This is a genomic window from Streptomyces sp. NPDC001532 (assembly GCF_040298625.1).
Classification (GTDB): domain Bacteria; phylum Actinomycetota; class Actinomycetes; order Streptomycetales; family Streptomycetaceae; genus Streptomyces.
Genome location: NZ_JBEPAL010000073.1, coordinates 1 through 25907, shown reverse-complemented (window position 1 = coordinate 25907; position 25907 = coordinate 1). Strand labels below are relative to the sequence as shown.

The 25907-nt window shown below is 72.3% G+C and carries 22 protein-coding genes and 1 tRNA gene; 16 read left to right on the top strand and 7 right to left on the bottom strand.

Annotated elements, in window-relative coordinates; all coding sequences use genetic code 11:
* Positions 1-159: 159 nt before the first annotated feature.
* The 7 genes from ABT232_RS37300 (at position 160) to ABT232_RS37270 (ending at position 8320) form a co-directional block, all read left to right on the top strand.
* Positions 160-819 (top strand): SCO family protein, encoded by a 660-nt coding sequence (locus ABT232_RS37300; protein WP_351848975.1) that lies wholly within the window; start codon positions 160-162, stop codon positions 817-819.
* Positions 816-1286 carry a copper chaperone PCu(A)C gene (locus ABT232_RS37295; protein ID WP_351848973.1) on the top strand — a complete coding sequence of 157 codons (471 nt, stop codon included), beginning with the start codon at positions 816-818 and terminating at the stop codon, positions 1284-1286. The genes ABT232_RS37300 and ABT232_RS37295 overlap by 4 nt, the downstream gene beginning before the upstream one ends.
* Positions 1287-1299: 13 nt before the next feature.
* The gene (locus tag ABT232_RS37290; protein WP_351848970.1) at positions 1300-3306 is read left to right on the top strand and encodes a copper resistance CopC/CopD family protein; all 2007 of its coding nucleotides are present in this window, start codon (positions 1300-1302) and stop codon (positions 3304-3306) included.
* Between the two features lie 7 nt (positions 3307-3313).
* Complete coding sequence (gene efeB / locus ABT232_RS37285) at positions 3314-4603, top strand: iron uptake transporter deferrochelatase/peroxidase subunit (protein ID WP_351848967.1); 1290 nt, start codon at positions 3314-3316, stop codon at positions 4601-4603.
* 140 nt (positions 4604-4743) lie between these two features.
* A complete protein-coding gene (gene pheA / locus ABT232_RS37280) occupies positions 4744-5676 on the top strand; it encodes a prephenate dehydratase (protein ID WP_351848964.1) in 933 nt (310 codons plus the stop codon).
* A 560-nt stretch (positions 5677-6236) separates the two neighbouring features.
* On the top strand, positions 6237-7514 hold the full coding sequence (gene serS / locus ABT232_RS37275; protein WP_351848961.1) for a serine--tRNA ligase: 1278 nt from the start codon (positions 6237-6239) through the stop codon (positions 7512-7514).
* Positions 7511-8320: an HAD family hydrolase gene (locus ABT232_RS37270; RefSeq protein ID WP_351848959.1), complete on the top strand. Its 810-nt coding sequence runs from the start codon at positions 7511-7513 to the stop codon at positions 8318-8320. Before serS ends, ABT232_RS37270 begins: the two co-directional genes overlap by 4 nt.
* 111 nt (positions 8321-8431) lie before the next feature.
* On the opposite strand, the gene ABT232_RS37265 is transcribed toward ABT232_RS37270, so the two are convergent.
* The 5 genes from ABT232_RS37265 to ABT232_RS37245 all read right to left on the bottom strand — a co-directional run bounded on the left by ABT232_RS37265 (position 8432) and on the right by ABT232_RS37245 (position 12285).
* Positions 8432-8518 (bottom strand) — tRNA-Ser (locus ABT232_RS37265).
* Between the two features lie 256 nt (positions 8519-8774).
* Complete coding sequence (locus ABT232_RS37260; RefSeq protein ID WP_351848957.1) at positions 8775-9494, bottom strand: ABC transporter permease subunit; 720 nt, start codon at positions 9492-9494, stop codon at positions 8775-8777.
* A gap of 10 nt (positions 9495-9504) precedes the next feature.
* Positions 9505-10416, bottom strand: a complete 912-nt coding sequence (locus tag ABT232_RS37255) for an ABC transporter ATP-binding protein (RefSeq protein ID WP_351848954.1) — start codon at positions 10414-10416, stop codon at positions 9505-9507.
* Positions 10413-11321, bottom strand: a complete 909-nt coding sequence (locus ABT232_RS37250; protein WP_351848952.1) for an ABC transporter permease — start codon at positions 11319-11321, stop codon at positions 10413-10415. Before ABT232_RS37250 ends, ABT232_RS37255 begins: the two co-directional genes overlap by 4 nt.
* Positions 11311-12285: an ABC transporter ATP-binding protein gene (locus ABT232_RS37245; protein WP_351848949.1), complete on the bottom strand. Its 975-nt coding sequence runs from the start codon at positions 12283-12285 to the stop codon at positions 11311-11313. The genes ABT232_RS37250 and ABT232_RS37245 overlap by 11 nt, the downstream gene beginning before the upstream one ends.
* 245 nt (positions 12286-12530) lie before the next feature.
* On the opposite strand from ABT232_RS37245, the gene ABT232_RS37240 reads away from it, so the two are divergent.
* The 9 genes from ABT232_RS37240 (at position 12531) to ABT232_RS37200 (ending at position 24459) form a co-directional block, all read left to right on the top strand.
* Positions 12531-13373: a M24 family metallopeptidase gene (locus tag ABT232_RS37240; RefSeq protein ID WP_351848946.1), complete on the top strand. Its 843-nt coding sequence runs from the start codon at positions 12531-12533 to the stop codon at positions 13371-13373.
* Positions 13370-15130, top strand: coding sequence for an SDR family oxidoreductase (locus tag ABT232_RS37235; RefSeq protein WP_351848944.1), 1761 nt, complete (start codon positions 13370-13372; stop codon positions 15128-15130). The genes ABT232_RS37240 and ABT232_RS37235 overlap by 4 nt, the downstream gene beginning before the upstream one ends.
* A 59-nt stretch (positions 15131-15189) precedes the next feature.
* A complete protein-coding gene (locus ABT232_RS37230) occupies positions 15190-16068 on the top strand; it encodes a DUF2797 domain-containing protein (RefSeq protein ID WP_351848941.1) in 879 nt (292 codons plus the stop codon).
* A gap of 172 nt (positions 16069-16240) precedes the next feature.
* On the top strand, positions 16241-16981 hold the full coding sequence (locus tag ABT232_RS37225) for a response regulator transcription factor (protein WP_351848938.1): 741 nt from the start codon (positions 16241-16243) through the stop codon (positions 16979-16981).
* Entirely contained in the window at positions 16978-18612 is a 1635-nt protein-coding gene (locus ABT232_RS37220) for a sensor histidine kinase (protein ID WP_351848936.1), read from the top strand. The genes ABT232_RS37225 and ABT232_RS37220 overlap by 4 nt, the downstream gene beginning before the upstream one ends.
* Positions 18613-18626: 14 nt before the next feature.
* Positions 18627-19946, top strand: a complete 1320-nt coding sequence (locus ABT232_RS37215; protein ID WP_351848934.1) for a bifunctional glycosyltransferase family 2/GtrA family protein — start codon at positions 18627-18629, stop codon at positions 19944-19946.
* The gene (locus ABT232_RS37210) at positions 19943-22084 is read left to right on the top strand and encodes an ArnT family glycosyltransferase (protein WP_351848931.1); all 2142 of its coding nucleotides are present in this window, start codon (positions 19943-19945) and stop codon (positions 22082-22084) included. Before ABT232_RS37215 ends, ABT232_RS37210 begins: the two co-directional genes overlap by 4 nt.
* Positions 22085-22140: 56 nt before the next feature.
* Positions 22141-23613: an MFS transporter gene (locus ABT232_RS37205; protein WP_351848929.1), complete on the top strand. Its 1473-nt coding sequence runs from the start codon at positions 22141-22143 to the stop codon at positions 23611-23613.
* An 87-nt stretch (positions 23614-23700) separates the two neighbouring features.
* Positions 23701-24459 (top strand): TetR/AcrR family transcriptional regulator, encoded by a 759-nt coding sequence (locus tag ABT232_RS37200; protein ID WP_351848926.1) that lies wholly within the window; start codon positions 23701-23703, stop codon positions 24457-24459.
* A gap of 7 nt (positions 24460-24466) precedes the next feature.
* On the opposite strand, the gene ABT232_RS37195 is transcribed toward ABT232_RS37200, so the two are convergent.
* A complete protein-coding gene (locus ABT232_RS37195; protein ID WP_351848924.1) occupies positions 24467-24946 on the bottom strand; it encodes a PPOX class F420-dependent oxidoreductase in 480 nt (159 codons plus the stop codon).
* A gap of 28 nt (positions 24947-24974) precedes the next feature.
* A complete protein-coding gene (locus ABT232_RS37190) occupies positions 24975-25799 on the bottom strand; it encodes a YceI family protein (RefSeq protein ID WP_351848921.1) in 825 nt (274 codons plus the stop codon).
* Positions 25800-25907 lie beyond the last annotated feature (108 nt).

Here is a 25907-nt window from a genome sequence, read left to right as displayed (position 1 = left end):
CGGATTGGGGGTGGGCGCCGGGGGTGGGGCGTACGGCGTGCGGGCCGCACGTCGCCGCGCAACCGCCTGACCACGCACTACAGCGGTGTGCGCGGGGGCGTTCCCTGGCCCCGGCGCACACCGGAGATCTCACATCTGGGACATTTCTCTATGCTCTCCATGCTTTCCGCGCGCAAGAAGACCCTCGCGGCCGCGGCGCTGCTCGCCGCCGCCTCCCTCACCCTCACCGCCTGCGGCGGCGAGGACGAGGCCGGTTCACCGGTCGCCGTGGTCTCCGAGGAGCCCGGTTCGGACAAGGCCGCCACCGTTCTCGACCAGCCGTTCGAGAAGCCGGACCTGGTCCTGACGGACACCCACGGCAAGTCCTACGACCTTCGCAAGGAGACCGCGGGCAAGCCCACGCTCATCTACTTCGGTTACACCAACTGCCCGGACGTCTGCCCCCTGACGATGAGCAACATCGCCGTCGCCAAGAAGCAGCTGCCCAAGGCGCAGCAGGACGAGCTGCGGGTCGTCTTCGTCACCACCGACCCGGACCGCGACACCCCACAGGCGCTCGGCAAGTGGCTCAAGGGCATCGACCCCCAGGTGGTCGGGCTGACCGGGGACTTCGCCACCGTCCAGGCCGGCGCCCGCACCCTCGGCATCTCCATCGAGCCGCCGGTGAAGGAGAAGGGCAAGATCGTCTCCACCCACGGCACCCAGGTCATCGCCTTCTCGCCGAAGACCGACGGCGGATACGTCCTCTACGGCGAGGACGCCACCGTGGACGACTACACCAAGGACCTGCCCAAGCTGGTCGAGGGGAAGAACCCGTGAGGCGACTCGCGGCGGCGTCCCTGCTCACGGCCGCGGCGCTGGCCCTCGCCGGCTGCGGCTCCGGCTCCGGCGGCGACTCCGGTTCCGGTCCGTCCGGCGCGGACCTCTCCGTCAGCGCCGCCTACATGCCGCAGCCCGTCTCGGACTCCATGGCGGCCGGCTTCCTCACCCTCACCAACGACGGCGGAACGGCGGCCGAGCTGACCTCGGTCACCAGCGACCTCGGCGAGGTCACCGTGCACGAGACCGTCGGCTCGGCGATGCGCGAGCTGACGAACGCCGAGGTGCCCGCCCATGGCGAACTCGTGCTCGAAAGCGGGGGAAACCATCTGATGTTCGAGAAGCTCACGCGCAAGCCGAAGCAGGGTGAGACGGTCGAGGTCGAACTGCACTTCGCCGGGGCCGACCCGGTCACGGTCGAGATGCCCGTGAAGCCGGCGACCTACCGCCCCGCGTCCGGACAGTGAGGGAGGGACCACCGTGACGCAGACCGTCGCCCCGCGCCTGAGGAGCCTGGTGCTGCTGCTCCTGGCCGTCGCCGGCACGCTCCTCGCCGGTGCCGCGCCGGCCTCCGCGCACGCCGCGCTCACCGGCAGCGACCCCCGGCAGGGCACGGTGGTCGAGAAGGCGCCCGCGCAGGTGTCGCTCACCTTCTCCGAGAGCGTCGCGCTCTCCGACGACTCGGTGCGGGTGCTCGACCCCAAGGGCGGACGCGCCGACACCGGTGAGGCGCGCGGCACCGGCGGGACCACCTACGCCGTCGCGCTGCGGCCCGGCCTGCCCGACGGCACCTACACCGTCAGCTACCAGGTGGTGTCGGCGGACAGCCACCCCGTCGCCGGCGCGTTCACCTTCTCCATCGGCGCGCCCTCCGCGACGTCCGTCACGGTGTCCGGCGGGTCGGCGGGCGGCGGAGCCGTCGGCGTCCTCTACGGCTTCGGTCGCTATCTGTCGTACGCCGGGTTCATCGTGCTGGTCGGCGGCGCCGCCTTCGTCCTCGCCTGCTGGCCGGGCGGAGCGGGGGTGCGGGCCGTGCAGCGGCTGGTCGTCTCCGGCTGGGTGACCCTCACCGCGGCCACCCTCGGCCTGCTCCTCCTGCGCGGCGCCTACACGACCTCCGGGAAGCTCGGGGACGTCTTCGACCTGGAGCTGCTCGGGCAGGTCCTGCAGACCAAGACCGGCGCGGCCCTGGTGTCGCGGCTGCTGCTGCTCGCCGCGGCGGCGCTGTTCATCGCGGTGCTCTTCGGGGCCTTCGCCAAGCGGTTCGAGGCGCGGGGCGAGGGGGACGCCGAGGCCGAGAAGGAGATGCGCGACCTGACCTTCGGGCTCGCCGTCGGCGGAGTCGTGGTGGCCGCCGGACTCGCCGCGAGCTGGGCCATGGCCGAGCACGCCTCCACCGGGCTCCAGCCGGGCATCGCCATGCCCGTCGACATCGTCCACCTGCTGGCGGTCGCGGCCTGGCTCGGCGGACTCGCCGCGCTGCTCGTCTCGCTCTACCGGGCCCCCGTCGAGGCCCCGCTCACGGCCACCGCCGTACGACGGTTCTCCCAGGTCGCCTTCGGCAGTGTGCTGGCGCTGGTGGCGACCGGCCTCTACCAGTCGTGGCGGCAGGTCGGCACCTGGTCGGCGCTGACCGGCACCCGGTACGGGCAACTGCTGTGCGTGAAGGCCGGGCTCGTGGTGCTGCTCGTCGGCATCGCGTGGATCTCGCGGCGATGGACCGGGCAGCTGACGGACACCGTGCCGACGGGCGCGACGCGAGGCAGGGAACGGGTGGCGGCACGCGCCGGGGGCGCGGGGGATGCCGGGAAGGCCGGGGCCGCTGGGGACGGGGATGCCGGGAAGGCCGGGGCCGTCGCGGCCGGAGATGCACCCAAGGACGCCGGCAAGGGTGGTTCGGACGGCGCCGATTCGGCGCGTGCCGCGCAACTCGCGCGGCAGCGGGCCGCCGTGGACGCCGCGCGGCGGAAGCGGCTCAGGGACGCCGATCCGCACCGCTTCGGCCTGCGCCGCTCGGTGCTCGCCGAGGCGGGCGTCGCCGTCGCCCTGCTCGCCGTCACCACCGTGCTGACGTCCACCGAGCCGGGCCGGACCGAGGAGGAGGCGAAGGCGGCCACGGCGGCCTCGTCGTCCACCTCGACGACCGGGACCGTCACGCTGGACATGCCGTTCGACACCGGCGGCGAGGACGGCAAGGGCGTCGTCCGTGTCGACCTCGACCCCGCGCGGGTCGGCGCCAACGCGATGCACGTCTATGTGACACGGCCCAACGGCCGGGCCTTCGACATCCCCGAGGTGAAGATCGCCTTCACCCTGGAGTCCCAGGACATCGGGCCGCTGCCCGTCGTCCCGGACCACATCACCACCGGACACTGGTCGGCGAGCGGAGTGCAGATCCCCATGGCGGGCGAATGGAAGATCGCCGTGACCGTGCGCACCTCCGACATCGACCAGGTGACCGTCGACAAGAACGCGCAGATCGGCTGAACCGCACATGCCTGACCAGTCCATTCCGGAGGCCCGGACGCCCGAGGCGCCCCCCGCGGACGGCGCCGGGAAGCGCGCCGCCCAGGAGGGCATCTCCCGCCGCCGGCTGCTCGGCACCGCCGGGGCCACCGGGCTCGTGCTCGGCGCGGCCGGCGGGGCCGTCGGCTACACCGCGGCGCCTTCCGAGGCGACCCCGCTCACCTCGCTCGGCGCCGGGGAGGTGATGTTTCACGGGAAACATCAGCCCGGCATCACCACGCCGATGCAGTCCCGCGGTCATCTCGTCGCCTTCGACCTCGCCGCGGGCGCGGGCCGCAAGGAGGCCGCCGCGCTGCTGCGCCGCTGGTCGGAGACGGCCCGGAGGCTGATGGCGGGTGAACCGGCCCGGCAGGACGACACGGATGTCGCCCGCGACGCCGGACCCTCGTCCCTCACGGTCACCTTCGGCTTCGGGCACAGCTTCTTCGGCCGTACGGGTCTGGAGAAGCAGCGGCCCGTCGCGCTCGACCCGCTGCCCGACTTCTCCTCCGACCAGCTGGACAAGGCGCGCAGCAACGGCGACCTGTGGGTGCAGATCGGTGCGAACGACGCCCTGGTCGCCTTCCACGCGCTGCGCGCGCTCCAGAAGGACGCGGGCAGCGCGGCCCGGGTCCGCTGGCAGATGAACGGCTTCAACCGCTCGCCGGGCGCCACCGCCCAGCCCATGACGGCCCGCAATCTGATGGGCCAGATCGACGGCACCCGCAATCCCAAGCCCGAGGAGTCCGACTTCGACCGGCGGATCTTCGTGCCCGCGAACGGGGAGCCCGCGTGGATGGCGGACGGCTCCTACGCCGTCGTACGCCGCATCCGCATGCTCCTCGACGACTGGGAGCAGCTGTCGGTGAAGGCCCAGGAGGAGGTCATCGGGCGCCGCAAGTCCGACGGGGCGCCGCTGTCGGGAGGCGACGAGGCCACCGAGATGGACCTGGAGAAGACCGACGCCGAGGGCGCTCTGGTGGTGCCGATCAACGCGCACGCCCGGATCACCCGGCCCGACCAGAACGGCGGTGCGGCGATGCTGCGCCGGCCCTTCTCCTTCCACGACGGCATCGACGGCGACGGGGTGCCCGACGCGGGACTGCTGTTCATCTGCTGGCAGGCGGACCCGCTGCGGGGCTTCGTGCCGGTGCAGCGCAAGCTCGACCGCGGTGACGCGCTCTCGCGGTTCGTCCGGCACGAGGCGAGCGGGCTGTTCGCGGTGCCGGGCGGGGCGGCGGAGGGCGAGTACGTGGGGCAGCGGCTGCTGGAGGGGTAGTGGCGCGCGGGCACGGAGGGCGTCGGTGGCCGGGGAGGACGTCGGCGGGGGTCGGCGGGTGTGGTGTGCGTGTCACTCCCCTGAGGGGCCTTTGGTGAGACGTCCGAGCCGGGTGCCGAGGGGCCCATTAGGGTGAGGACATGCCAGCCAGCTATGCGTATCTCGGCCCCGAAGGAACCTTCACCGAAGTCGCTCTGCGCACGCTGCCGGAGGCGGCGACACGGGAGCTGATCCCGTACGTGTCCGTGCAGTCCGCGCTCGACGCGGTCCGCAACGGCGAGGCCGAGGCCGCGTTCGTGCCGATCGAGAACTCCGTCGAGGGAGGTATCACCACCACCCTGGACGAGCTGGTCGCGGGCCGGCCGCTGATGATCTACCGCGAGGTGCTGCTCTCCATCACCTTCGCGCTGCTGGTGCGGCCCGGCACCGAGCTGTCGGACATCAAGACGGTCAGCGCGCACCCGGCGGCCCAGCCGCAGGTGCGCAACTGGCTGAAGGCGAACCTGCCGGACGCGACCTGGGAGTCCGCCGCCTCGAACGCGGACGCCGCCCGGCTGGTGCAGGAGGGCCGCTTCGACGCCGCCTTCGCCGGTGAGTTCGCGGCCGCCCGGTACGGCCTGGAGGCCCTGGAGACCGAGATCCACGACGCGGAGAACGCCCAGACCCGCTTTGTGCTGGTGGGCCGCCCGGCCCGGCCCGCGGCGCCGACCGGCGCGGACAAGACCTCCGTGGTGCTGTGGCAGCGCGACGACCATCCAGGTGCGCTGCGCGATCTGCTGGGGGAGTTCGCCTCCCGCGGGATCAACCTGATGCTGCTCCAGTCCCGGCCCACCGGCGCAGGCATCGGCAACTACTGCTTCTGCATCGACGCCGAGGGCCATATCTCCGACCGCAGGGTGGCCGAGGCGCTGACGGGGCTGAAGCGGATCTGTCTCCAGGTGCGCTTCCTCGGTTCCTACCCGCGCGCGGATGTGCGGCCGGGTGAGCTGCTGCCGCCGCACCAGGGCACCTCGGACCAGGAGTTCTCGGATGCGGCCGACTGGGTGGCGCGCTGCCAGGACGGCCGTTTCTAGTCTCGTTGCCGGTCGGCTGTAGCCGGTCGTACCTGTGGTACCTGCTGATTTTTGTTATCCACAGAAGTTATCCACAGGTCCGCTTCTCGACCTGGGGACAAGTCGACACCGAAGTGCCGTTCAGTCGACAAATCGGCCTACAGGCCACAAGGCCGTCCACAGGCGCCTAGGTCACCCTTCGTCCACCTGTTTCCTTCGATCAATCCTTTGGGGCGACCCATTTCCACTCGAAAGTGGGGGTGGGGCCGGTTTGGATCGGGAATTCCTCGCCCGGCTCGTCCGATTCGGAATGATCGCCTCCGGCATCCACAGATCTTTCGCACACCCTGTGGATAACTTTCGACGGTTGTGGATTCCTGTGGACGGAGGCGGCCCAAGTCCCGTGCCGCACAAGGGAATCCGGTCAACCGCGCCCCGTGGGTCGTGACCCGTTCCGGGGGATGGGATCCTTTTTATTGACACCCTCGAGCAGAGCGGGCAATTGTCGCAGAAGGGCACGAAAGCCGCGACGCGGAATAGTGAGTCGTGGGCCGTCACCCGGCACCGGTAGCCTGGAGCGCGTGATTGACCTTCGCCTGCTCCGTGAGGACCCCGACCGTGTGCGCGCCTCCCAGCGCGCTCGTGGAGAGGACGTCGCGCTCGTCGACGCTCTCCTGTCTGCCGACGAGAGGCGCAGGTCGTCCGGCGTCCGCTTCGACGAACTGCGGTCCGAGCAGAAGTCGCTCGGCAAGCTCATCCCGAAGGCCTCGCCGGACGAGAAGGCCGAGCTGCTGAAGCGGGCCGAAGAGCTGAAGGCCGACGTCAAGGCCGCCGACGCCGAGCGCGACGCGGCCGACACCGAGACCCAGGAGCTGCTGCTCAAGCTCGGCAACCTCGTCCACCCCGACGTGCCCGTCGGCGGCGAGGAGGACTTCGTCACGCTGGAGACGCACGGCGCCATCCGTGACTTCGGTGCCGAGGGCTTCGAGCCCAAGGACCACCTGGAGCTGGGCCAGCTGCTCGGTGCCATCGACGTCGAGCGCGGCGCGAAGGTCTCCGGCTCCCGCTTCTACTTCCTCACCGGCGTCGGCGCGCTGCTGGAGCTCGCACTGGTCAACGCCGCGATGGCGCAGGCCACGGCGGCCGGCTTCACGCCGATGCTGACGCCCGCGCTGGTGCGCCCGCAGTCGATGGCCGGCACCGGCTTCCTCGGCCAGGCCGCGCAGGACGTCTACCACCTCCAGAACGACGACCTGTACCTGGTCGGCACCTCCGAGGTGGCGCTCGCCGCGTACCACATGGACGAGATCATCGAGGCCGACCGCCTCCCGCTGCGCTACGCGGGCTTCTCGCCCTGCTTCCGCCGTGAGGCCGGCTCGCACGGCAAGGACACCCGCGGCATCTTCCGCGTCCACCAGTTCGACAAGGTCGAGATGTTCTCGTACGTCGACCCGGAGGACTCGCAGGCCGAGCACCAGCGCCTGCTGGAGTGGGAGAAGCAGTGGCTGACCTCGCTGGAGCTGCCGTTCCGGGTGATCGACGTCGCCTCCGGTGACCTCGGTTCCTCGGCGGCCCGCAAGTTCGACTGCGAGGCGTGGATCCCGACCCAGGGCAAGTACCGCGAGCTGACCTCGACCTCGGACTGCACCGAGTTCCAGTCCCGCCGGCTGTCGATCCGCGTCCGTGACGGCAAGCAGGTCCGGCCGCTGGCCACGCTCAACGGCACCCTGTGCGCCGTGCCGCGCACGATCGTCGCGATCCTGGAGAACCACCAGCAGGCGGACGGCTCGGTGCGGGTGCCCGAGGTGCTGCGTCCGTACCTCGGCGGCCGTGAGGTCCTGGAGCCGGTCGCCAAGTGAGTACGGCCACCGGGTTCCCGTTCCGCCTGATCGCCACCGACCTCGACGGAACGCTGCTGCGCTCCGACGGGTCGGTCTCGCGGCGCACCCGTGACGCGCTCGCCGCGGCCACCGCGGCGGGCGCCGCCCATATCGTCGTCACCGGGCGGGCGGTCCCCTGGACCCGGCCCATCCTCGACGACCTCGGCTACCAGGGACTCGCGGTCTGCGGCCAAGGCGCCCAGGTCTACCACGCCGGCGAGGACCGGCTGCTGACCTCGGTGACGCTGGACCGTCAGCTGGCCGGGGTGGCGCTGGCGAAGATCGAGGCGGAGGTCGGCCCGCTGTACCTGGCGGCCAGCCGGGACGGTCTGAACGGCGATGTCCTGGTGGGGCCGGGTTACGCGGTGCAGGGCTCCCTGCCGGCCACCCCGTTCACAGACGCCGCGGATCTGTGGAGCGCCCCGCTGAACAAGCTCTACATCCAGCACCCGACGCTCGGCGACGACGAGCTGGCCGAGATCGCCACCCGCGCGGCCGGCGGTTTCGTCACCGTCGTGGTGGCGGGCGAGGGCATCGTGGAGCTGCTGCCGCTCGGTCTGTCCAAGGCCACCGGACTGTCGCTGGCGGCCCGTAGGCTCGGGGTGAAGGCCGCGGAGACCATCGCCTTCGGCGACATGCCCAACGACATCCCGATGTTCGGCTGGGCGTCCCGGGGCGTGGCGATGGCCAACGCCCACGAGGAGCTGAGGGCGATCGCGGACGAGGTGACCGCCTCCAACGAGGAGGACGGGATCGCCGTGGTGCTGGAGCGGTTGCTGGGCTGACGGCCCAGCCCCGGCCCCAGCCCAGCCCCAGCCCCGGCCCGGCCCAGCCCCGGCCCAGCCGGGCTAGGCGCCCCTGCCGCACCGGGACGGGGGTGCGGCGGGGACACTGTGCGGAGGATGCACGGATCGAACGTGCGCGGGCTTCACAGCCCGACCATGGCTCAGCAAGCCAGTGCCTTGCCTCTCGGCCAATCCTCCGGGTGGGCGGCCCACGCGAGTGCGATTCGCGTGCTCGAAGCGGCCGCCCCGGGCAGCTCCCCGTGCGGGGCGGGACTCGACGGAGCGGTGGCGACTACTCCGGAGCCCGCCGCGGGCTGCCCTGTCGGGAGCTCGGCGTACTGCCGTGCATCGACATCGCCGACCTCCTCTCCCGGCTCGTGGTCGGACGACAACCACTGTGCCGGGAGGGGGAGTCGGGCGCCACCGATTAACCTCCGGTGCGCGCGGGCCGCTCCTACTCCTCGCCCGCCAGGGTCAGCGAGCGCAGCTTCTGCCCGGCGTACCAGGTGGCCAGGACGGTCACCGCGGCCAGCAGGACCGTCGCCGTGGTCAGGCCGACGTCGGAGGTGATCAGGTCGCCGCCGGAGACCTTCTGGGCCACCGCCAGCGACCACTGCTGGACACTCAGCGTGCGGGCGCCGGGCACCAGCGAGCCGAACAGCGCCTCCCAGACCAGCGCGTAGACCAGCCCGAGGATCACGGCGTGCCGCGAGACCGTGCCGATCAGCAGGAAGAGCGCCGCGTAGGCGATGGAGGCGACCAGGGCCGCCACCGTGTAGGCGACGGCGATCTGCTGGCCGTTGCCGTTCAGGATCAGGCCCGCGACCAGGGTCGGGACGGCGGAGAACACCATGGTCACGGCGATGGCGACGATCAGCTTGGTGTAGATGATCGTGGGCCGCTTCAGCGGCTTGGACAGCAGGTACACCACGGAGCCGTCGTCGATCTCCGGGCCGATCGCGCCGGTGCCGGCGATCACGCCGATGATCGGCACCATGGTGGCGAGCGCGAAGCCGCCGAGGACGTTGACGGCCGTCTGGTCGTCGGCGCCGGACAGCGCGCGCACCGCCACGGCGATCACGATCAGCAGCAGCGGCAGCGCGCCGAGGATGAGGGCCCGGCGGCGGCCGAGCAGGGCTCGATAGGTGAGCCGGGCGACAGTGGGGTCGTACATCTTCGGCCTCCTACGCCGCGACCAGATACGAGAACACGGACTCCAGGGACTCGTCCGACGGCGAGACGGTCAGCAGCCGGATGCCGTGCTCCCTGGCCACCCTGGGCAGCAGGGCGGTGAAGCGGCCGAAGTCGACGGCCTGGATCCGCAGCGCGCCCTCCGCGAGGTCCACCTCGATGCCGGCGGTCGACGGGTCGGCGATCAGCGCGGCCGCGAGGGCGCGGTCGTCGCTGGAGCGCACCAGATAGCGGTGCGGTCGGTCCGTCATCAGGCGGCGGATCTTGCGGAAGTCGCCGCTGGCCGCGTGCCGTCCGGCGACCACGACCTCGATGTGCCAGGCGAGCTGTTCCACCTCTTCGAGGATGTGCGAGGAGAACAGCACGGTGCGGCCCTCGTCGCCCATCCGGCGCAGCAGGTCCATCAGCTGCATCCGCTGGCGCGGGTCCATGCCGTTGAAGGGCTCGTCGAGCAGCAGCAGCGAGGGGTCGTGGACGAGGGCGGAGGCCATCTTCACGCGCTGCCGCATGCCCTTGGAGTAGGTGGCGATACGGCGGTCCTGCGCGTACTCCATCTCCACGGTGGCCAGGGCCTTCTGGGCGGCCTTGGCGCCCAGTCCGTGCAGTTCGGCGTTGGCGAGGACGAACTCGTGGCCGGTGAGGAAGTCGTACATCGCCTCCCGCTCGGGGACGATGCCGATGTGGCGGTAGATCTGCTCGTTGCGCCACACCTGCTGCCCGTCGAGGGTGACCGAGCCGGTGGAGGGGGCGAGGAAGCCGCCCATCATGTTGATGAGGGTGGACTTTCCGGCGCCGTTGGGGCCGAGCAGGCCGGTGACGCCGGGGCCGATGGTCATGGTGACGTCGTTGACGGCGACCACGTTGCCGAACCAGCGGGAGACATGGTCGATGCTGAGCGTGGTCACAGGCCCACCTTCCGGTAGCGGCGCATCAGCAGGCCGTAGCAGCCGGCGATGAGGCCGAGGGCGACGAGGACGTAGACGACTCCCTGGCCGTCGGTGGGGCCGACGCCGCCCGGGAAGGTCGAGTCGGCGCCGAGGAAGGCGGACTGCACTCCATCGATCAGGGAGATCGGCGAGAAGAGGCCGATCCAGCCGATGGCGTCCGTGGTGCCCTGGTCGTGGGCGATGGCCTGGAGGGTGGAGACCGCGCCGTAGGTGATGGTCAGGACCGCGATCACGGCGGCGATGCCGAAGCCTCGGCGCGGGGTGACCGCGGCGATGACCAGTCCGAGGCCGGCGAAGAGCAGTGAGAGCAGTGCCACGGAGGTGAGCCCCTGGGCGAATCCCTTGGTCTGGTCGGCGAAGTCGAGCTTGGCGAGCAGGGCGCCCACCCAGAGCACGAGCAGCGGGGTGGCGGTGAGCAGGAACATCGCCGAGGCCAGCGCCGCGTACTTGGCGCGGACGTAGTCGGCGATCTCCATGGGCCGGGAGAAGTACAGCGGGACGGTCTTGAAGCGCAGGTCGCGGGAGACCGACTGGGGTGCCTGGGAGGCGACGTACAGGCTGATCACGGCCTGCATCAGGATCGCGTAGCGGGTGTAGTCGACCGGGAGTTCGTTCGCCTTGGTGACGACGGCGACCGCGACCATGATGCCGGCGGGCAGGCACATCACCGCGAACAGCAGCATCGGCAGCACCTTGGACTTGGCCGAGCGGCCGAGGCCGTAGGAGCCGCGCAGGGACTGCGAGTACAGCGAGCGGCGGGCGTAGGCGCGGCCCAGGCGGGGGCCGTCGTAGCTGCGGTAGCCGATGTTGTGGATGCGGGTCTGGTCACCCGGAGGTGCCGGGACGGGGTGCTCAACGGCCATGGCCCACGGCCTCCTTCCGCTGGTCGCCGGTCTCCTGGAAGACCTCCGAGATGTGGTGGCGGCGCTGCTCCATGCGGACCAGGCCTAGACCGAGGTCGGCGACGACGTCGCGGACCAGGTCGTAGGTCTCCTCGCCCTGGGCGGTGAGCAGCAGGACGTGGCCCGCGCCGGGCAGACCGCCGCCGTGGTCGACGGTGATGCCGCGGGCGAGGAGCGCCTCGCGCACCGCGCGGGTGCCGTCGGGGTGTTCGTCGGTGTCGGTGACCTCGATGGCCAGGGTGGTGGTGGTCTGGGTGAAGTCGGTGGTGGAGCTGGAGCGCAGCAGCTTGCCGCCGTCGACGACGACCACGTGGTCGCAGGTGCGTTCCAGTTCGCCCAGCAGGTGGGAGGTGACCAGGACCGAGATGCCGAAGTCGGTGTGGATGCGGCGGATCAGGGCGAGCATGTCGTCCCGGCCGACCGGGTCGAGGCCGTTGGTCGGCTCGTCCAGGAAGACCAGCCGCGGGTCGTGGACGAGGGCCTGGGCGAGCTTGACGCGCTGTTTCATGCCGGTGGAGTAGCCGCCGATGGGGCGGTAGCGCTCCTCGTACAGCCCCACGTGCCGCAGGGTGTCCGCGGTGCGTTCGCGGGCGGCGGCGGGCGGGAGGCCGGACATACGGGCCATGTGGACGACGAACTCGGTGGCCGAGACGTCGGGCGGCAGGCAGTCGTGCTCCGGCATGTAGCCGACGCGCTCGCGGATGGCGGCGCCCTCGGTGGCGACGTCGAGTCCGAGCACTTCGGCGCGGCCCTCGGTGGCCGGGGACAGACCCAGCAGGATCTTGATCAGTGTGGACTTGCCGGCCCCGTTGGCTCCGACGAGTCCCGTCACACCGGGCCCGACGTCCACGGAGAGCCGGTCAAGCGCGGTCACCCGGGGGAACCGCTTGCTCAGGCTTTCGGTCGCGATCACAGTCACAGGCATGACGGTAGTGACGCGGACCACGCCGGTCGTCAGACCGCAGAGCCGTCTTCGGGTCAGCCTCCGGTAGTACGGGCCCGTAGGGGATGCCGTGCCTGAGAGCTACGGACCGTCCGCCGCACCTCTGTGACCTGGCCTTTCTCCCGTTCCGTCAGGAGTCGCGATCAAGCCTATTGACGCGGACTCTAACAACTGCGAGATTCGGGGCAGTCAAGTTACGGGCGCGTAGCGCGGTCGAAGGGGTCGGTATGACCACGGCGGTGACAAGCGAACTCTCCACGGAACTGAACGGATTCCGGCAGGTCCAGCAGCTGGCGTACGCCTGCGCGGAGGCCGTGGCCGCGCGGCTGAAGCCCGGTGTGACCGAGCGGGAGGCGGCGCGGATGCAGCGGGAGTGGCTGCGCGAGCGGGGCGTCCGGGACTGGTTCCACCTCCCCTTCGCCTGGTTCGGCGACCGCACCGCGTTCGCCGGCTTCCGCATCCCGCTCCAGTTCTTCCCCACCGACCGCCGGCTGGAGCCCGGGATGCCGTTCATCCTGGACATGGCCCCCGTGTACGAGGGCTACACCGCCGACATCGGCTACTCCGGCTCCCTCGGCGTCAACCCCGTGCAGAACAAGCTGATGGCCGACCTGGAGGCGCATCGCGAGCTGATCCTGCGCGAGGTGCGCGAACGCCGCTCGCTGCGGGAGATCTACGAGGACGTCGACCGCCTGATGGTCCGCCAGGGCTACGCCAACCGGCATCGCGCGTATCCCTTCGGCGTGATCGCGCACAAGGTCGACCGGGTGCGCGAACGGCGCTTCTCGCCCCGGCTGTTCGGATTCGGGACGCAGTCCCTGAAGGGCCTGGCGGCCGACGCGCTGCACGGCCACCGCGAAGGCTGGTCGCCGCTGTGGTCCCCGTACCGCTTCTCCGACCATCCGCCGCGGCCCGGTCTGTGGGCGGTCGAACCGCATCTCGGCTTCCGGGGCACCGGCGCCAAGTTCGAGGAGATCCTGGTCGTCACCGACTCCTGGGACCCCGCGCAGAGCGCCTTCTGGCTGGACGACGATCTGCCGCACGTGCGGCGCTGGACGGAGGAGAAGTGACGGTGCTCAGGGGCGCGCGGGAGCGCTGGGTGCGGACCGGAGGCGTCGAGCTGTGCGTGGCCGAGCTGGGGGACCCGGCGCAGCCGACGGTGGTCCTGGTGCACGGCTACCCGGACAGCAAGGAGGTCTGGTCGGAGGTGGCCGCACGGCTCGCCGGCCGCTTCCACGTGGTGCTCTACGACGTACGCGGCCACGGCCGCTCGACCGCGCCGCGGCCGCTGCGCGGCGGATTCACGCTGGAGAAGCTGACGGACGACTTCCTCGCCGTCGCCGACGCGGTCAGCCCCGGCCGGCCGGTCCACCTGGTCGGCCACGACTGGGGCTCGGTGCAGGCCTGGGAGTTCGTCACGGTCAAGCGCACCGAGGGCCGGATCGCCTCCTTCACCTCGATGTCCGGGCCCAGCCTCGACCACTTCGGGCACTGGATCACCAGGCGTCTCAAGCGGCCCACCCCCCGCCGGGTCGGACAGCTCCTCGGGCAGGGCGCCAAGTCCTGGTACGTCTACCTGCTGCACACCCCCGCGCTCCCCGAACTCGCCTGGCGCGGCCCCCTCGGCAAGGCCTGGCCGCGCATCCTCGAGCGGTTCGAGAAGACCCCGCGCGGCGACTACCCCACCTCGTCGCTGCCCCAGGACGCGGCCCACGGCGCCTGGCTGTACCGCGACAACGTCCGGGCCCGGCTGCGCCGCCCGCGCGCGGACGCGTACGCGCACGCGCCCGTGCAGCTCGTCACCCCGCTCGGCGACGCCTTCCTGTCCGAGCGGCTCTACGACGAACTGGAGCGGTGGGCGCCGCAGCTGACCCGGCGGACCCTGCCCGCCAAGCACTGGGTGCCGCGCACCCGGCCCGATCAGCTCGCCGCCTGGATCGAGGAGTTCGTGACCGGGGTCGAGGGCGGCCGTACGGCCCCGGCGGCCGGGAAGGGGCGGTACGCCGACCGCTTCGGCGGGCAGCTGGTGCTGGTCACCGGCGCGGGCAGCGGCATCGGGCGGGCCACGGCGTACGCCTTCGCCGAGGCCGGGGCACGGGTGGTCGCCGTCGACCGGGACGCGGAGGCGGCGGCGCGCACGGCGGAGATGGCACGGCTGCTCGGCGCTCCCGCGGCCTGGGCGGAGACGGTGGACGTCTCCGCCGAAGCGGAGATGGAGAAGCTGGCGGCGAAGGTCGCGGCCGAGTACGGGGTCGTCGACGTCCTGGTGAACAACGCCGGCATCGGGCTGTCCGGGTCCTTCTTCGACACCACGCCCGACGACTGGAAGAAGGTCCTCGACGTCAACCTGTGGGGGGTCATCCACGGGTGCCGGCTGTTCGGGAGGCAGATGGCCGACCGCGGGCAGGGCGGGCACATCGTCAACACCGCGTCGGCGGCGGCCTACCAGCCGTCCAGGGCACTGCCCGCGTACAGCACCTCCAAGGCGGCCGTGCTGATGCTGAGCGAGTGCCTGCGGGCCGAACTCGCCGGTCGCGGCATCGGGGTGAGCGCGATCTGCCCCGGGCTGGTGAACACCAGCATCACCGCCACCGCGCGGTTCGCGGGAGCCGACGCGGAGGAGGAACGGCGGCGGCAGAAGCGCACGGCGAAGCTGTACGGGCTGCGGAACTATCCGCCGGAGAAGGTCGCCGACGCGATCCTGCGGGCCGTGGTGCGCGACGAGGCGGTGGTGCCGGTGACGCCGGAGGCCCGTGGGGCGTACCTGCTGGGGCGGTTCGCACCGCGGGTGCTGCGCAGGCTCGCCCGGGTGCGGCCGCCGGTCTGACCGCACCGGCCGCCGCTCACCAACCCCGCTGTCAGTGCCCCCCTCTACCCTCGTGAGCGATGGCACAGATCTGGAAGTGCGCGGGGCTGCGCTGGTCCGGGGGCGGGCCCGTGCTGCGGTGGGACGGCGGCCGGCACAGTGCGCTGACCTGGGGGCAGCGGGTGGCCTTCCGGGTCGTGGACGGAGGTGGGCGGACATGTGTGGGAGCGCGGGGGCACGCCTGTCCGCGGCGCGCCGCGGTGCCGGGGCGGAGCACCGGCGCCCGGTGCGAGGAGTGCGCGCGGCTGGACCGGGCGCACTCCGTGGCCGCCGACACGATCGCCGACGACCCGCGGCCGTACCACGTGTACCTGGCCTGGTTCGGGCCCGGCATGGCCAAGGTCGGCATCACCGCCGTCGAGCGGGGGTCCGCGCGGCTGCTGGAGCAGGGCGCGATCTGCTTCACCTGGCTCGGAGCCGGGCCGCTGATGGCCGCCCGGCGCACGGAGGAGCTGCTGCGTGCCGCGCTGGGCGTGCCGGACCGGATCCCGTACGCCGAGAAGCGGGCCGTGCGGGCCGCGCTGCCGCCGACCCGGGCCGAGCGGGCGGCGGAGACGGCCGCGCTGCACGCCCGCGCGCTCGCCCTGGCCGGCTGGCCGGAGTCGCTGGCCCCCGAACCCTTCGACCCGGTCGACCACGTCGGCGCGTTCGGCCTCGCGGGCGGGCCGCCGGCCGTCGGGGAGGTGACCGAGCTGGTGCCCGGCGGGGCGGTGAGCGGGACGCTGGTGGCGGCCGCCGGTCCCGACCTGCACGTGGCGACGGACGGCGGCGGGGTCGTCGTGCTCGACACCCGGCTGATGGCGGGGTGGGAGCTGGGGGCCGCCGCGGGCGATGAGCCGGCGGTGCCGGTGCGGGAGCTGAGAGGGGCGCGGGCGCACCTTCAGGACGGGCTGTTCTGAGGGCGGGCGGCGCGCCGTGGCGACCGGTGGCCGCGGGTGCCGCGCCGGGCCGTCGGCCGGGCGCGGAGCCGTGTGCCGGCTGAGAGCCCGCTTTCCCCCTCCTGTGCGTTTCTCAGGAAAATCACAGGTTGCCGAAAGGGCGCTCTCAGAGGACCCGGACATGGTGTCCAGCATGACCACGACCTCGCCCCAGGGGCGCACCGAACTGCTGAGGCCGGACGGGAGCCCCGTCCGGGTGCTTGTGGTGGACGACGAGCTGTCGATCACCGAGCTGCTGTCCATGGCCCTGCGGTACGAGGGATGGCAGATCAGGACCGCGGGCGACGGCCACGGTGCCGTGCAGACCGCGCGGGAGTTCCGGCCGGACGCCGTCGTCCTGGACATGATGCTGCCGGACATGGACGGACTGACGGTCCTCGGCCGGCTGCGCCGCGAGCTGCCCGACGTGCCCGTGCTCTTCCTGACCGCCAAGGACGCCGTCGAGGACCGCATCGCCGGGCTCACCGCGGGCGGCGACGACTACGTCACCAAGCCGTTCAGCCTGGAGGAGGTCGTCGCCCGGCTGCGCGGACTCATCCGCCGCTCGGGCGCCGCCGACCGCCGCTCCGACTCGACGCTGGTCGTCGGCGACCTCACCCTGGACGAGGACAGCCACGAGGTCACCCGCGGCGGCGACTCCATCCACCTGACCGCGACCGAGTTCGAGCTGCTGCGCTTCCTGATGCGCAACCCGCGGCGCGTGCTCAGCAAGGCGCAGATCCTGGACCGCGTCTGGTCCTACGACTTCGGCGGCCAGGCCAATGTGGTCGAGCTGTACATCTCCTATCTGCGGCGGAAGATCGACGCCGGCCGGGAGCCGATGATCCACACCCGGCGCGGGGCCGGCTACCTGATCAAGCCCGCCGTGTCATGAGCGGGCGACGACGGACGCGGACGCGGGCGCGACGGGCACGGCAGCCACGCACCCTGCGGACGCGGCTCGTCGTCGCGTCCGTGGTGCTGATCGCCGTGGTCTGCGCGGTGATCGGCACCGTGACGACGGTCGCGCTCCACTCCCACCTGTACGAGCAGCTGGACGGCCAGCTCCGGGAGGTCGCCGCCCGCGCGACCGGCGTCCCGCCCAACGACGACGGGAACCCCGGCGGCCCGCTCGGCGAGGCCGACAAGAAGGACAAGTTCGAAAAGCCCGATCTGGCCACGTTCGTCGAGCGGGGCCCCCAGCCGGGCGGCACCATCGCGGCCGAGGTGCGAAACGGCTCGATCACCGACGCCAAGGTCGGCAAGAAGACCAGGGACGACAACGACGTCCCGCAGCTGAACCCCGAGTCGCTGAACGAGTCGCAGACCGCCGCGCTCGGCTCGGTCGCCCAGGACGGCCGTCCGCACACCGTGGCCATCCCCGGGCTCGGCGAGTACCGCGCCCTCTTCCAGACCGGCGCCGACGGCGACAGCTACTACGTCGCCGTCCCGACCGCCGACGTCACCGGCACCATCAACACCCTGATCCTCGTCGAGATCAGTGTCACCGCCGCCGGCCTGCTCGCCGCGTCCCTCGCGGGCGCCGTCATCGTCGGCGTCGCCACCCGTCCGCTGCGCAAGGTCGCCGCCACCGCCACCCGCGTCTCCGAACTCCCCCTGCACAGCGGCGAGGTCAACCTCGACGAGCGGGTCCCCGAGGCGGAGTGCGACCCGCACACCGAGGTCGGCCGGGTCGGCGCCGCCCTCAACCGGATGCTGGACCACGTCCACGGCGCCCTGCACGCCCGCCAGGAGAGCGAGACACGGGTACGGCAGTTCGTCGCGGACGCCAGTCACGAGCTGCGCACCCCGCTGGCCTCCATCCGCGGCTACGCCGAACTGACCCGGCGCGGCCGGGAGGCGGTCGGCCCGGACACCCGGCACGCGCTGGGCCGGATCGAGTCCGAGGCGGGCCGGATGACCCTGCTCGTGGAGGATCTGCTGCTGCTCGCCCGGCTGGACGCCGGGCGCCCGCTCCAGTTCGAGCAGATCGATCTCGTCCCGCTGGTCGTGGACACCATCAGCGACGCGCGGGCCGCCGGACGCGAGCACAACTGGCGGCTGGAGCTGCCCGACGAGCCCGCGCTGGTGGCGGCGGACGGCGCCCGGCTGCAACAGGTCCTGGTCAACCTGCTCGCCAACGCCCGCACCCACACCCCGCCCGGTACGACGGTCACCGCGCGGGTGCGGCGGCAGGGCGCCTGGCTGTGCGTGGACGTGCAGGACGACGGGCAGGGCATCCCGCCCGAACTGTTGCCGCACGTCTTCGAGCGGTTCGCGCGCGGCGACTCGGCACGCTCCCGCACCACCGGTTCCACGGGCCTCGGACTGGCCATCGTGCAGGCCGTCGCGACCGCGCACGGCGGCGCGGTGACCGTGGACAGCGTGCCCGGCCTGACCGTGTTCACCCTCCACCTGCCCGCGCTCACACCGCCGCCGGTGCCGTTCACCGCCCACGAGACGGTCGGGCCGTCGCACTCACAGGCACGGCACAGTCTCACCACACGGGTGCGACAGGGGAGTTGAGAAAAGTCGGTGCCATGCGAACCGACTCTTCTCCCGGCACCCTGCCGGCGCGGGAGCACCTCCCGGCCGCGGCAGCCGGTACGCCTGTCCTGGACGTAGTGATCCCCGTCTACAACGAGGAGAAGGACCTCCAGCCGTGTGTGCTCAGGCTCCACGAGCACCTGGCCCGCACCTTCCCGTACGCGTTCCGCATCACCGTCGCGGACAACGCGTCGACGGACACCACCCCCCGGGTGGCCGCAGAACTGGCGGCGCGGATCCCGCAGGTGCGGTCCGTGCGGCTGGAGCAGAAGGGCCGGGGACGCGCCCTGCGCACCGTCTGGTCGGCCTCGGACGCGCCGGTCCTCGCCTACATGGACGTGGACCTGTCCACCGACCTCAACGCGCTCCTCCCGCTGGTCGCCCCGCTGATCTCCGGCCACTCGGACCTGGCGATCGGTTCCCGGCTGGCCCGCAGCTCGCGCGTGGTGCGCGGCGCCAAGCGGGAGTTCTTCAGCCGCTCGTACAACCTGATCCTGCGCGGCTCGCTCCAGGCCCGGTTCTCCGACGCCCAGTGCGGCTTCAAGGCGATCCGCCGGGACGTCGCCCAGGTGCTGCTGCCGCTGGTGGAGGACACCGGCTGGTTCTTCGACACCGAGATGCTGGTGCTCGCCGAGCGCGCCGGACTGCGGATCCACGAGGTACCCGTCGACTGGGTCGACGACCCGGACTCGACGGTCCACATCGTGAGGACCGCCACCGACGACCTCAAGGGCGTCTGGCGGGTGGGCAAGGCCCTGGCCACCGGCTCGCTGCCGCTGGACCGGCTCACCCGGCCGTTCGGCGACGACCCGCGCGACCGTGAACTGCCCGACGTGCCGAGGGGACTGGCCCGCCAGCTCCTCGGCTTCTGCGTGGTCGGCGCCCTCTCCACCCTCTTCTACCTGCTCCTGTACAGCGGGTTCCGGTCCTTCGCCGGTTCGCAGACCGCCAACGCGCTCGCCCTGCTCGTCTCCGCGGTCGCCAACACGGCGGCCAACCGGCGCCTGACCTTCGGGGTGCGCGGCCGGGGCGGTGCCGTCCGGCACCAGGCGCAGGGACTGGTCGTGTTCGCCATCGGGCTGGCCCTCACCAGCGGCTCCCTGGTCGCCCTGGACGCGGCCACCACCGAGCCCGGCCACTCCACCGAACTCGCGGTGCTGATCGCCGCCAACCTCGCGGCCACCGTGCTGCGCTTCCTGCTCTTCCGGGCCTGGGTCTTCCCGGACCGCACCACCACGACGACCTGGGGGGACGACACCATGCGGCTGCAGCCGGTGCGTCCGTACGACACCGATCCAAGGGGCTCCCGATGACCACGACCACCCTGCACGGCCCACCCCTCGACCCAGCCGCACCGGCCGCGGCGCCGGACGCCGCGCGGCGGCCCTTCGCCCGCCGGCTGTGGCGCGGCCGGCCCGAGGACCCGAGCTGGGCCCGCCCGGCCTTCCTCGGCGCGCTCCTCGTGGTCGGCGCGCTCTACACCTGGAACCTCACGGCGTCCGGCTACGCCAACTCCTTCTACTCGGCGGCCGTGCAGGCGGGCAGCCAGTCCTGGAAGGCGTTCTTCTTCGGCTCGCTCGACGCGGGCAACGCCATCACGGTCGACAAGCCCCCGGCCGCCCTGTGGCCGATGGCCCTGTCGGTGCGGCTCCTCGGCCTGAACTCGTTCGCGATCCTGTTCCCGCAGGTGCTGATGGCGGTGGCGACCGCCGGCGTGCTGTACGCGTCCGTGCGCCGCCGGTTCTCCGCCCCGGCCGGGCTGCTCACCCTCGCGGTGTTCGCGCTGACGCCCGTCGCCGCGCTGATGTTCCGCTTCAACAACCCGGACGCGGCCCTCGCCCTGCTGATGGCCACCGCCGTGCACTGCACCCAGCGGGCCCTGGAGAAGGCGCGGACGAGCTGGCTGGTGTGGGCGGGAACGGCGATCGGCCTCGCCTTCCTGGTCAAGACCCTCCAGGCGTTCCTGATCCTGCCGGTGCTGGCGCTCGTCTACGTCGTGCTGGCGCCCACCACGCTGCGCAAGCGGATCGGGCAGGTGCTGCTCGCCGGGCTCGCGATGGTCGTGGCGGGCGGCTGGTGGGTGGCGGTGGTCGAGCTGTGGCCGGCGTCCTCGCGGCCGTACATCGGCGGCTCGCAGAACAACTCCTTCCTGGAGCTGACCTTCGGCTACAACGGCCTCGGCCGCATCAACGGCGAGGAGACCGGCAGTGTCGGCGGCGGCCAGGGCGGCGGCTGGGGCGAGACCGGCTGGGACCGGATGTTCTCCTCCAGTATCGGCGGTCAGATCTCCTGGCTGATCCCGGCGGCACTGATCCTCTTCGTGGCGGCGCTGGTCGCCACCCGCAAGGCGGCGCGCACCGACGCGACGCGTGCCGCGTTCCTGCTCTGGGGCGGCTCCCTGCTGATCACCATGGTCGTCTTCAGCTTCATGCAGGGCATCTTCCACGAGTACTACACCGTCGCCCTCGCCCCCTACATCGCCCCGCTGGCCGGCATGGGCGCGGCACTGCTGTGGCGGGAGCGCGACCGGGCCTGGGTCTCGATGACGCTGGCGGGCGCGACGACGGCGACCGCGGCATGGGGCTACGTGCTGCTCGACCGCTCCTCCGACTACCTCCCGTGGCTGAAGTGGCCGGTCCTGGCCGGCGGGCTGGCCGCCGCGCTCGGCCTGGTCTTCGTGCGGCGGCTGGGCCGCCGACTGGCCCTCGGGGTCGCCGCGCTGGGCCTGGCGACCGGGGTGGCCGGTCCGACGGCGTACACCCTCACCACCCTCGGCGAGGGCCACACCGGCTCGATCGTCACGGCGGGTCCGTCGGTCGCGGGCGGCATGGGCGGCGGGCGTCCCGGTGGCGGCGGCGGTCCCGGCGCGGGCGGCGGCTTCCCGGGCGGCGGCCAGAACCAGCAGGGTCAGCAAGGGCAGCAGGGCCAGGGCGGCGGCATGGGCCGGCCCCCGACGGGTGGCTTCCCGGGCCAGGGCCGGCAAGGTCAGCAAGGTCAGCCGTTCGGCGGCCAGACCGGCCAGACCGGCCAGACCGGCGAGAACGGCGCGGCGGGCGGCGGTATGGGCGGCGGCATGGGCGGCCTCCTCGACGGCGCCGCCGTCTCCGAGGAGGCCGAGGAGCTGCTGACGTCGGACGCCGCCGACCACACCTGGGCGGCCGCGGCCATCGGCGCCCAGAACGCCGCGAGCTACCAGCTGGCCACCGGTGAGCCGGTGATGGCGATCGGCGGCTTCAACGGCACCGACCGGGCCCCGACGTTGGCGCAGTTCAAGAGCTACGTCGCGGAGGGGGAGATCCACTGGTTCATCGCGAGCGGCGGTACGGGCGGCGGCATGGGCGGGGCCAGTGACGGCACGTCCACGCAGATCAGCTCCTGGGTCGAGGAGAACTTCGAGGCGGTGACGGTCGGTTCGGCCACCTTCTACGACCTGACCCAGCCGAAGAGCTGACGGCGGCCGGAAAACCGCTGTACACCGTATAGGGGCACTCCTATACGGTGTACAGCATGTCTTCGACCTCGCAGGCCCGGTCCCCCGAGCGGACCACCGGCGGCCACCCCCAGCGCTGGCTGATCCTCGCGGTCATCTGTCTGGCGCAGCTGACGGTGCTGCTCGACAACACCGTCCTGAACGTGGCGATCCCCTCCCTCACCGAGGAGCTGGAGGCGTCCACCTCCGACATCCAGTGGATGATCAACGCCTACTCGCTGGTGCAGTCGGGTCTGCTGCTCACCGCCGGCAGCGCCGCCGACCGCTACGGCCGCAAGAAGATGCTGATCGCCGGACTGGCGCTGTTCGGCATCGGCTCGCTGGTCGCCGCCCTCGCCGGCTCCACCACCCAGCTGATCGCCGCGCGCGCGGGCATGGGCGTCGGCGGCGCGCTGCTGCTGACCACCACGCTCGCGGTGGCGATGCAGATCTTCACCCCGGAGGAGCAGCCGAAGGCGATCGGCATCTGGAGCGCCGTCAACGCGCTGGGCTTCGCGACCGGGCCGCTGGTCGGCGGGTTCATGCTGGACCACTTCTGGTGGGGCGCGATCTTCCTGGTCAATCTGCCGGTCGCGGCGCTCGGACTGCTCGCCGTGGTGGCGCTGGTCCCGGAGTCGAAGAACCCGCAGGGCGACCGGCCGGACCTGCTGGGCGCGCTGCTCTCCACGATCGGTATGTCGTCGCTGGTCTTCGCGATCATCTCCGGCCCCGAGCACGGCTGGACCTCCGGCCGGGTGCTGACGAGCGCCGCCGTCGCGGCCGTCGTCCTCACGCTCTTCGGCTGGTGGCAGAGCCGTGTCCCGTATCCCATGCTCGACCTGAACTTCTTCCGCGACCGCCGGTTCACGGGCGCGGTCGCGGGCGCGGTGCTGATCACCTTCGGGATGGGCGGGGCGCTGTTCCTGCTCACCCAGCACCTCCAGTTCGTGCTCGGCTACGGCCCGCTGGAGGCGGGGCTGCGCACGGCACCGCTGGCGCTGGCGGTGGTGGTGCTGAACTTCTCCGGGCTGTCGGCGAGATGGACGGCGCGGCTCGGCACCCCCGCGTCCGTCGCGCTCGGCATGGTGCTGATGTCCGGCGGCCTCGCGTCGATCGCGACACTCGGCTCCCACGGGTACGCGGGGATGCTGCTCGGCCTGGTGCTGATCGGCGTGGGGTGCGCGATCGCCAACCCCGCGATGGCACACGCGATCATGAGCGCCATCCCGCCGGCCAAGGCGGGCGTCGGCGCGGGCGTCAACGGCACCCTGGCGGAGTTCGGCAACGGGCTCGGGGTGGCCGTGCTGGGCGCGGTGCTGAACGCCCGGTTCGCGGCGGTGTCCCTGCCGGTGGCGCTCGCCGCGGCCGGCTCCGCGGTGGAGCGGGAACGGGTGATCGACTCGTACTCCGCCGGGCTGGAGGTCAGTCAGCTGGTCGGCGCGGGAGCCGTGTTGGCCGGCGGGTTGCTGGCGGCGGTGTTGCTGCGGCGCGCCGAACGGGAAGACGCGTAGGAGCCCCGCGGGTTCGTCATGGTTGATCGCGCGGTTCCCCGCGCCCCTGGTTGACTGCGGGGACCTGTGCGGAGAGGTGAGGACGACATGGCGAAGGACTCGGGCGGGCGTGGGGCGCGGGCCAGCGTCTGGCTGGAGGGCGAGGGGCGCCGCAAGCGCGGCGGCGGCCAGCCGTCCGGGCTGGACCGGCAGCGGATCACCGAGGCGACCGTGCGGCTGCTGGACGCCGACGGGCTGGCCGGCTTCTCCATGCGGCGGCTGGCCGCCGAGCTGAGCGTGACGGCCATGTCCGTGTACTGGTACGTCGACACCAAGGACGACCTGCTCGAACTCGCGCTCGACTCCGTCTACGGCGAGCTGCGGCTGCCCGACCCGGACGCCGACGAGGACTGGCGGGAGCAACTGCGCGCGCTGGCCGCCGAGTACCGCTCGCTGCTGGTGCGCCACCCCTGGCTGTCGCCGCTCGCCGGGACGTACCTCAACATCGGCCCGAACTCGCTGGCGTTCTCCCGGGTGGTGCAGCGGGTGGTGCGCGGGAGCGGGGCACCCGCGCACCGGGTGACCAGCGTGATCTCCGCCGTCTTCCAGTTCGTGTACGGCTACGGCACCATCGAGGGCCACTTCTACTCGCGGGTCGCCGACACCGGCCTGACCCCGGACGACTTCTTCGAGCAGGCGATGACCTCGGTGAGCGAGGCCCCGCAGACCGCCGAGGTCATCGCGGAGTCGAAGGACATCATGGCGGCCCGCGGCGGCGACACCGTCGAGGAGATGCTGGAGCGGGACTTCGTCTACGCCCTGGACCTGCTGATCGCGGGCATCGAGGTGATGGTCGAACGCGGCTGAGCCCGCGCTAGCTGCCGTCCTCCTCGTTCACCAGCCGCGCCGGGAACCCGCCCGTCGCCACCGGCCCCCACCGCTCCGGGGTGATGCGGATGATCGACTTGCCCTGCTTGAGCATCGCCTCCCGGTACTCGTCCCAGTCCGGGTGCTCACCGGCGATGTTGCGGTAGTACTCCACCAGCGGCTCGACGGACTCGGGCGCGTCGACGACCTCGGCGGTGCCGTCGATCTGCACCCAGGGCCCGTTCCAGTCGTCGCTCAGCACGACCAGGCTCACCCGCGGGTCCCGCTTGGCGTTGCGGGTCTTGGCGCGCTCGGGATAGGTGGAGATCACGATCCGCCCCGAGTCGTCGACACCGCAGGTCAGCGGGGAGGCCTGGGGGCTGCCGTCGGCCCGGCGGGTGAGCAGCAGGGCGCGGTGGCGGGGGCGTACGAAGTCCAGCAACTCGGTCGGCGATACGCGGGTGTTGGTCGCGATGTTCGGTGCCATGGCGTCACCCTACGACCCGGCCGCCGGCCTACGGCTGCGGCAGGCTCCCGCCCTGGACCGCCTGGATGTCCAGCTCCACCCTCAGGGTGGTGCCGATGGCGGCGATGCCCGCCTGCACGACCTGGTTGTAGTGCATGGCGAAGTCGTCGCGGCGCAGTTCGGTGGTCGCGCGGAACGCGGCGCGGGTGCCGCCCCAGGGGTCGGCGCCGGTGCCGAGGTAGGACAGGTCGAGGTCGACGGGGCGGACGACGCCGTGCAGGCCCAGCTCGCCGTGGACCGTCCAGCGGTCGGGGCCGGCCTCGGTGAGGCCCGTCGACCGGTAGGTGATCTCCGGGTACCGCTCCACGTCCAGGAAGTCCGCCGAGCGCAGATGGGTGTCGCGCATGCCGTTGCCGGTGTCGATGGACGCGGCCCGGATGACCGCCTCCACCCGCGAGGCGCCGATGTCGTCCGGCGCGATCTCGATCGTCCCGGCGAACTCGGTGAACCGCCCGTGCACGCTGGAGATCCCCAGGTGCTGGGCTACGGCGCCCACGCTGGAGTGCGCCGGGTCGATCGTCCAGGGGCCCGGCGGCGGCAGTTCGGCGCCGCCGCCCTGGCGGGCCAGGGTCACCGTGCCGGCCTCGGCGCGGCCGCTCGCGGTGACGATCGCGGTGGCGGCGTGCGGGGCGTAGCCGACGGCGGTGACGATCACCGTGTACGCGCCGGGCGCCAGCCCGGAGGTGTCCCGGACGACGCCGTCCGCGTCCGCCTCGGCGCGCAGCACCTGGCTGCCGGTCATGTCGGTCAGCGTGACGACCGCGTGCGACACGGCCCATCCGTCCCGGGTACGGATCCTCGCGGTCAGTCCCATGTCCTCGTCCTCAGTCCTTCACAAGCTCGTGCATGAGAACCGGCCCGTGGAGCGCGCCTCCGCTCAGAGCGCGGCGTTCTGGATGGCGGTGTGCAGCAGCCGGGGCAT

Excerpts from the sequence above, each read along its gene's own strand:
- ABT232_RS37240 (WP_351848946.1), top strand. The coding sequence starts at position 12,531 with ATGACCACGGCGGTGACAAGCGAACTCTCCACGGAACTGAACGGATTC.
- ABT232_RS37195 (WP_351848924.1), bottom strand. The coding sequence starts at position 24,946 with ATGGCACCGAACATCGCGACCAACACCCGCGTATCGCCGACCGAGTTG.
- ABT232_RS37200 (WP_351848926.1), top strand. The coding sequence starts at position 23,701 with ATGGCGAAGGACTCGGGCGGGCGTGGGGCGCGGGCCAGCGTCTGGCTG.
- ABT232_RS37260 (WP_351848957.1), bottom strand. The coding sequence starts at position 9,494 with ATGTACGACCCCACTGTCGCCCGGCTCACCTATCGAGCCCTGCTCGGC.
- efeB (WP_351848967.1), top strand. The coding sequence starts at position 3,314 with ATGCCTGACCAGTCCATTCCGGAGGCCCGGACGCCCGAGGCGCCCCCC.
- ABT232_RS37300 (WP_351848975.1), top strand. The coding sequence starts at position 160 with ATGCTTTCCGCGCGCAAGAAGACCCTCGCGGCCGCGGCGCTGCTCGCC.
- ABT232_RS37250 (WP_351848952.1), bottom strand. The coding sequence starts at position 11,321 with ATGGCCGTTGAGCACCCCGTCCCGGCACCTCCGGGTGACCAGACCCGC.
- pheA (WP_351848964.1), top strand. The coding sequence starts at position 4,744 with ATGCCAGCCAGCTATGCGTATCTCGGCCCCGAAGGAACCTTCACCGAA.
- ABT232_RS37210 (WP_351848931.1), top strand. The coding sequence starts at position 19,943 with ATGACCACGACCACCCTGCACGGCCCACCCCTCGACCCAGCCGCACCG.
- ABT232_RS37215 (WP_351848934.1), top strand. The coding sequence starts at position 18,627 with ATGCGAACCGACTCTTCTCCCGGCACCCTGCCGGCGCGGGAGCACCTC.
- ABT232_RS37245 (WP_351848949.1), bottom strand. The coding sequence starts at position 12,285 with ATGCCTGTGACTGTGATCGCGACCGAAAGCCTGAGCAAGCGGTTCCCC.
- ABT232_RS37225 (WP_351848938.1), top strand. The coding sequence starts at position 16,241 with ATGACCACGACCTCGCCCCAGGGGCGCACCGAACTGCTGAGGCCGGAC.
- ABT232_RS37230 (WP_351848941.1), top strand. The coding sequence starts at position 15,190 with ATGGCACAGATCTGGAAGTGCGCGGGGCTGCGCTGGTCCGGGGGCGGG.
- ABT232_RS37190 (WP_351848921.1), bottom strand. The coding sequence starts at position 25,799 with ATGGGACTGACCGCGAGGATCCGTACCCGGGACGGATGGGCCGTGTCG.
- ABT232_RS37220 (WP_351848936.1), top strand. The coding sequence starts at position 16,978 with ATGAGCGGGCGACGACGGACGCGGACGCGGGCGCGACGGGCACGGCAG.
- ABT232_RS37205 (WP_351848929.1), top strand. The coding sequence starts at position 22,141 with ATGTCTTCGACCTCGCAGGCCCGGTCCCCCGAGCGGACCACCGGCGGC.